Raw genomic sequence first — 5,157 nt, 5'->3', positions numbered from 1 at the left:
GTCACGGGCGTGGCGGGCGCGGCAGCCTCCCCGTCGCGCGGCGCCAGCGCCGCACGCAGTTCCCCCAGCCGGGTCAGGGCAGGGTCGGCAAGGTCGGGCAGGGTAAGGTCCGGATGGCCTAACGGCAGGGCAAGCGGGCCGTCCATGGTGGCGGGGCGGCCATAGACGATGGCCGAAACCTCGGCCTGGATGGCGTCGAAGCGGGCGAAAAGTTCGGGGTAGCGACCGGGGGCCAGTTCATCCAGTTGGCGGATGCACTGAAAGACCTGGGTGGTGATGCGGGTGCACAGCGAGCGCACCGTCTGCATGCCGAAGGGATGGACACAGCACAGGGCCAGTTCCATCTCGGTCATCACTTCCTGCAACTTGGCCCAGGCGTTGAGCACCAGCTTGAAGCGGTGATACCGCGCCGCGAAGGCCTCTTCGGCGGCGGCGCGCTCCTCGTCCCGCCGCTTGCGGCGGAAGGGCAGCCAGCAGAACAGACCCATGGCGGTTTCCGGGTGGGTGCAGGTTTTGGATGCCCCTAAGAGCCCTTGCGCGCCGCAGCCCTGCGCTCAAGCTGACACTGGGTGTAGGCATCCTCGATCTTGAACAGCAATTCGTCGAAATCGGTGGGCTTCATCAGGTAACCGAAGGCCCCAAGGCGCATGCCCTCCACCGCCACCTCCATGTCGGCGTGGCCGGAAAGCATGATAACCTCCACCCCCGGGAACTCGGTGCGGATGCGCTCCAGCGCGCGCATGCCGCCCATGCCCGGCATCTTCACGTCCATGACCACCACGTCGGCCCCTTCACGGGCCAGATGCTCCAGCGCTTCTTCTCCGCTGGCCGCGCGCGCCGCCGGAAAACCACGCTTGCCCAGGCGCAGGGCCAGCATTTCGGTGCTTTCGGGCTCGTCGTCCACCAGCAGGACGCGCGGCAAGGGACGAACGCCACCGGACGGGGCTCCGCCGGTATGGGCATCTGATGTCGGCGTGTCGGTCATGAAGCCTCCCGGCGTCAGGATGGCGGGCCTGCCCCCGTGCGCGTGCGGCAGAGGAGCGCGGGTCCGCCCTGCCTTCCTACCGTTCTTTGGGATGGGCCACAAGGTGGCTGGACACACGACAGTCGCACTCTCGTGCCCCTGTCATGCAGAGTCATGCAGAGTCATGTCGTGACAAACCGGGGCCGGGACATGCCTGGCCACGCGGGGGCGCGCAGGCGGACAGCCCGGCCACCCGCCCCTCTCGTTGTTACCGCGCGCAAATTGGGCTAGAACCGCCCCTGACCCACTGACATACCGGTACCGCAACCTCACATTTGGCCCACGGATTCGCCATGGTGAACTGGATACTGCCCCGGGTGGTGCGCTTTCGCCCCAGCCTGCGCGTACGCATCGGCCTGCTGCTGGCCGCGCTGGCGGCCACGTCCATGGCTGCCGCCGCGCTGCCGTTGCTCATGGCCAGCGGCCGGCTGTCCCTTCCCACGCCCTTCGGCACCTGGACGGCGGACCCGGCCACCGACGCCCTGGGGCTGATGCTGCTGGTGCTGTTTCTGGCCGGGCTGCTGGCCGTGGTGGTGTTCCGCCAGGTGCTGGGGCCCATCCGCCGACTGGCCCTGGAAGGGCTGGAGGATGCCGACGCCTACGGCAACGAGGTGGAGGTGCTGGACCGCCGCCTGCGCCACCTGCTGGACACCATGCACCGCACCCAGGTGCAGCTGGAAGAAAGCCACGAAACCCTGCGCCAGACCGAAAAGCTGGCCCTGGTGGGCAAGCTGGCCGCCGGGGTGGCCCATTCCATCCGCAATCCGCTGACCTCGGTGAAGCTGCGCCTGTTCGCGCTGGAACGCAGCCTGAAGCTGGGGCCGGACCAGAAGGAACAGCAGGAGGACTTCGAGGTCATCGCCGCGGAAATCCGCCACCTGGACGCCATCGTCACCAACTTTCTGGAATTCTCGCGCCGCCCGCGCCTGCGCATGCAGCCGGTCAGCCCGTCCGACGTGGTGGACATGACCCTGCAACTGCTCAAGCACCGCCTGGAATCGTTCAACGTGGCGGTTGCGGTGCACCGGGCCGAACGCCTGCCCGTGGTGGACGGCGACGCAGAGCAGCTCAAGGAGGCGCTGGTCAACCTCATCCTGAACGCGTGCGAGGCCATGGGCTACGACGGCACGCTGGACATCACGGAAGAAAAGGGCATCATCAATCCCTTGGGCCGGGCCGTGGTCATCCGCATCGCGGACAGCGGCCCCGGCGTGCCCCAGCACATCCGCGAGGAAGTCTTCCAGCCGTTCTTCAGCACCAAGGAAGAAGGCACCGGCCTCGGCCTGCCCATCGCCCGGCGCATCTTCGAGGAGCATGGCGGCTGGCTGCACCTGCATTCGGCGCACGGCAAGGGGGCCACCTTCGTCATCGTGCTGCCTGCCCGCAAGGACGACTCATGGCTAAGATCCTGATCGTCGACGACGAACTGCAACTGCGCCAGAGCTTCCAGCGCCTGCTGGCCGGGGAAGGCCACGACGTGCGTGCCGCCTCCACCGGCGAGCAGGGCATCAAGCTGGTGCGCGAAGAGTTGCCCGAACTGGTGATCATGGACGTGCGCATGCCCGGCATGGACGGCCTGACCGCCCTGCGCGCCATCCGCGAGATAGACGCCCGCCTGCCGGTGGTCATCATGACCGCCTATTCCACCACCGAGACCGCCATCGAGGCCACCAAGCTGGGGGCCTTCGACTACATCCTGAAGCCGTTCGAAATCCCGGACATCCTAGCGCTCATCGAGCAGGCCGTGGAGGCGGGCCGCCGCATGCGCGCCCGCGTGGACATGGTGGCCGACGGCGACGACGGCACCGGGCAGGAGACGCTGGGCGAGGCCCTGGTAGGCACCAGCCGGGCCATGCACCAGGTGTACAAGGCCATCGGCCGGGCCGCGCCCACCGACGCCCTGGTGCTGGTGCGGGGCGAATCGGGCACCGGCAAGGAACTGGTGGCCCGCGCCGTGTACCAGCACAGCCTGCGCGGCGAAAAGCCGTTCCTGATCATCAACTGCGTGGCCATCCCGGACACCCTGCTGGAAAGCGAACTGTTCGGCTACGAGAAGGGGGCCTTCACCGGGGCCACCAACCGTCGGGTGGGCAAGATAGAGCAGGCCAACGGCGGCACCGTGTTCCTGGACGAAATAGGCGACATGCCGCTGGGCATCCAGGCCAAGCTGCTGCGCCTGTTGCAGGAAAAGCAGATCGAACGGCTGGGCGGCAGGCAGCCCATCCCCGTGGACGTGCGCATCATCGCGGCCACCAACACCGACCTGGAGGCCGCCGTGGCCGACGGGCGCTTCCGCGAGGACCTGTACTACCGGCTGAAGGTGGTCACCCTGTGGCTGCCCCCCCTGCGCGAACGCAGCGAGGACATCCCCCCGCTGGCACGGTACTTTCTTGCCCGCTTCTCGCGCGAGATGGACATGCCGAACCCCGGCATCACCCCCGAGGCACTGGCCTACCTGGAAGCGCAGCCGTGGCCCGGCAACGTGCGCGAACTGGGCAACTCCGTGCACAAGGCGCTGGTGTTCAGCCGTGGGGGGCCGCTGGGAGAGCCGGACCTGAAGCAGGCCCTGGAGGCCAGCCGGGGCGTGCGACCCGGCAGCGAAGGCCCGGCCTGCGACCTTTCGCTGGCCGCCGACCAGACCATGCAGGAGCTCATCCGACGCACCCTCAGCGAAAGCGACGGCGACAACGTGTTCGATTCCCTGATGGACCACGTGGGGCGGCTGGTGGTGCGCGAGGCGCTGCACCTTACCGGGGGCAACCGCACCCGCGCCGCGCGCCTGCTGGGACTTTCGCGCCCCACCCTGCTGGCCAAGATCGAAAAATACGGACTGCGCATCGAGACGCAGGTTTCCTGACGGCGGGCCATCGCTGCCGCACCGCCATTTCCGCGCCATTGCAGCGCACGGGCGGGCCACCCCGCGCCCCGTGGCGGCGCACGGCTGCCCGATCAACCAGCATCAATGAAAAGGCCCGCCACACCGCGTGCCTGGCCGGTTTCATCCGTTATCAGCCTCTTGTGTTGCGCCCGTTTCTCGGATAGTTGCAAGACAGCAAACGGCAAGACTGTTATCTTATATTTTTTGCAAGACTTGACCCAAAACAGGAAGCCCACGGCTTCCGGAACCCCCCATAGATGCACATGCCCGTAAAGCCCGCCTTCAACCCCCTGTACCAACAGGTCAAGGAATCGCTGCTCCGCCGCATCGCCGCCGGTGAATGGGCACCGGGCAGCTTCCTGCCCAGCGAACCCGTACTGGCCGAAGAATACGGCGTCAGCCACGGTACCCTGCGCAAGGCGCTGAACGAGCTGACCGCCGAGCGCCGCGTGGTGCGGTACCAGGGCAAGGGCACGGCGGTGGCCACCTTCGACGCGGACGAGGCACTGTTCCGCTTCTTCCGCATCGTCAGTTGCGAGGACAGGCGCACCCTGCCCATTTCAGAAGTGCTCGGAGCCGCCCCCGGCAAGGCCGACGCCGAAGAGGCCGCAGCGCTGGACATTGCCCTGGGTGCACCGGTGCTGCGCATAGAACGCGTGCGTTCGCTGGACGGTGTGCCGCTGCTGAACGAGCGCATCACCCTGAGCTGCGCGCGCATGCCGGGCATCGAAGCCATTCCCGTGGGGTCGCTGCCCAACACGCTGTACGACTTCTTCCAGAAGCGCTTCAACGTCACCATCGCCAAGGCGGACGAAAGCATCACCGCCGTGGCCGCCGACAAGGTCGACGCCGAGCGCCTGGGCGTGCCGGTGGGGCACCCGCTGCTGGCCATCCGCCGCGTGGCCATGGACATCGAGGAAAACCCCGTGGAACTGCGCCACACCCGCTGCGTGACCGCCAACTTCCACTACCGCACCAAGCTTTCCTGATTGCCCCGCCGGGCGTCCGCCGGACGGGCGGCACGCCCGCGTCGTGCGTCTGCATGCATACCAATGGAACGGGCCTTCCCCAAAGGGAAGGCCCGTTCTTGTTCATCCGCGCAAGGCGGGCGATGGACAGCATGCCATGGGCGTGTGGCCCGTCAGATTGCGTCCGTGCCGCGCCCGGCGCGCCGCAGCAGGTCCTGATGCAGCCCCCGCGGCAGGGCCACCCCCTCGCGGTGCGCCCGGCGTTGCAGTTCGAAGCGGCGCGCACC

At 67.8% G+C, this 5,157-nt stretch carries 4 protein-coding genes and 1 pseudogene; 3 read left to right on the top strand and 2 right to left on the bottom strand.

The features are described from left to right. Both FVW27_RS07415 and FVW27_RS07410 read right to left on the bottom strand, forming a co-directional pair. Window positions 1–488 (bottom strand): annotated as a pseudogene (locus FVW27_RS07415) (PEP/pyruvate-binding domain-containing protein); the annotation flags it as partial. A gap of 35 nt (window positions 489–523) precedes the next feature. Continuing rightward, window positions 524–985, bottom strand: coding sequence for a response regulator (locus FVW27_RS07410; protein WP_012613109.1), 462 nt, complete (start codon window positions 983–985; stop codon window positions 524–526). Between the two features lie 332 nt (window positions 986–1,317). On the opposite strand from FVW27_RS07410, the gene FVW27_RS07405 reads away from it, so the two are divergent. The 3 genes from FVW27_RS07405 to FVW27_RS07395 all read left to right on the top strand — a co-directional run bounded on the left by FVW27_RS07405 (window position 1,318) and on the right by FVW27_RS07395 (window position 4,891). Then, the gene (locus FVW27_RS07405) at window positions 1,318–2,436 is read left to right on the top strand and encodes a sensor histidine kinase (RefSeq protein WP_012613110.1); all 1,119 of its coding nucleotides are present in this window, start codon (window positions 1,318–1,320) and stop codon (window positions 2,434–2,436) included. Continuing rightward, on the top strand, window positions 2,421–3,881 hold the full coding sequence (locus FVW27_RS07400) for a sigma-54-dependent transcriptional regulator (RefSeq protein WP_012613111.1): 1,461 nt from the start codon (window positions 2,421–2,423) through the stop codon (window positions 3,879–3,881). The genes FVW27_RS07405 and FVW27_RS07400 overlap by 16 nt, the downstream gene beginning before the upstream one ends. A gap of 278 nt (window positions 3,882–4,159) precedes the next feature. Further along, window positions 4,160–4,891, top strand: coding sequence for a GntR family transcriptional regulator (locus FVW27_RS07395; protein WP_167123991.1), 732 nt, complete (start codon window positions 4,160–4,162; stop codon window positions 4,889–4,891). The last annotated feature ends 266 nt before the right edge of the window (window positions 4,892–5,157 follow it).

Source organism: Nitratidesulfovibrio liaohensis, assembly GCF_011682075.1.
Classification (GTDB): Bacteria; Desulfobacterota; Desulfovibrionia; order Desulfovibrionales; family Desulfovibrionaceae; genus Cupidesulfovibrio; species Cupidesulfovibrio liaohensis.
This window is presented reverse-complemented; position numbering and strand designations above follow the sequence as displayed.

Coding starts and splice junctions, on each gene's coding strand:
- FVW27_RS07410 (WP_012613109.1), bottom strand. CDS start 985: ATGACCGACACGCCGACATCAGATGCCCATACCGGCGGAGCCCCGTCC.
- FVW27_RS07405 (WP_012613110.1), top strand. CDS start 1,318: ATGGTGAACTGGATACTGCCCCGGGTGGTGCGCTTTCGCCCCAGCCTG.
- FVW27_RS07400 (WP_012613111.1), top strand. CDS start 2,421: ATGGCTAAGATCCTGATCGTCGACGACGAACTGCAACTGCGCCAGAGC.
- FVW27_RS07395 (WP_167123991.1), top strand. CDS start 4,160: ATGCACATGCCCGTAAAGCCCGCCTTCAACCCCCTGTACCAACAGGTC.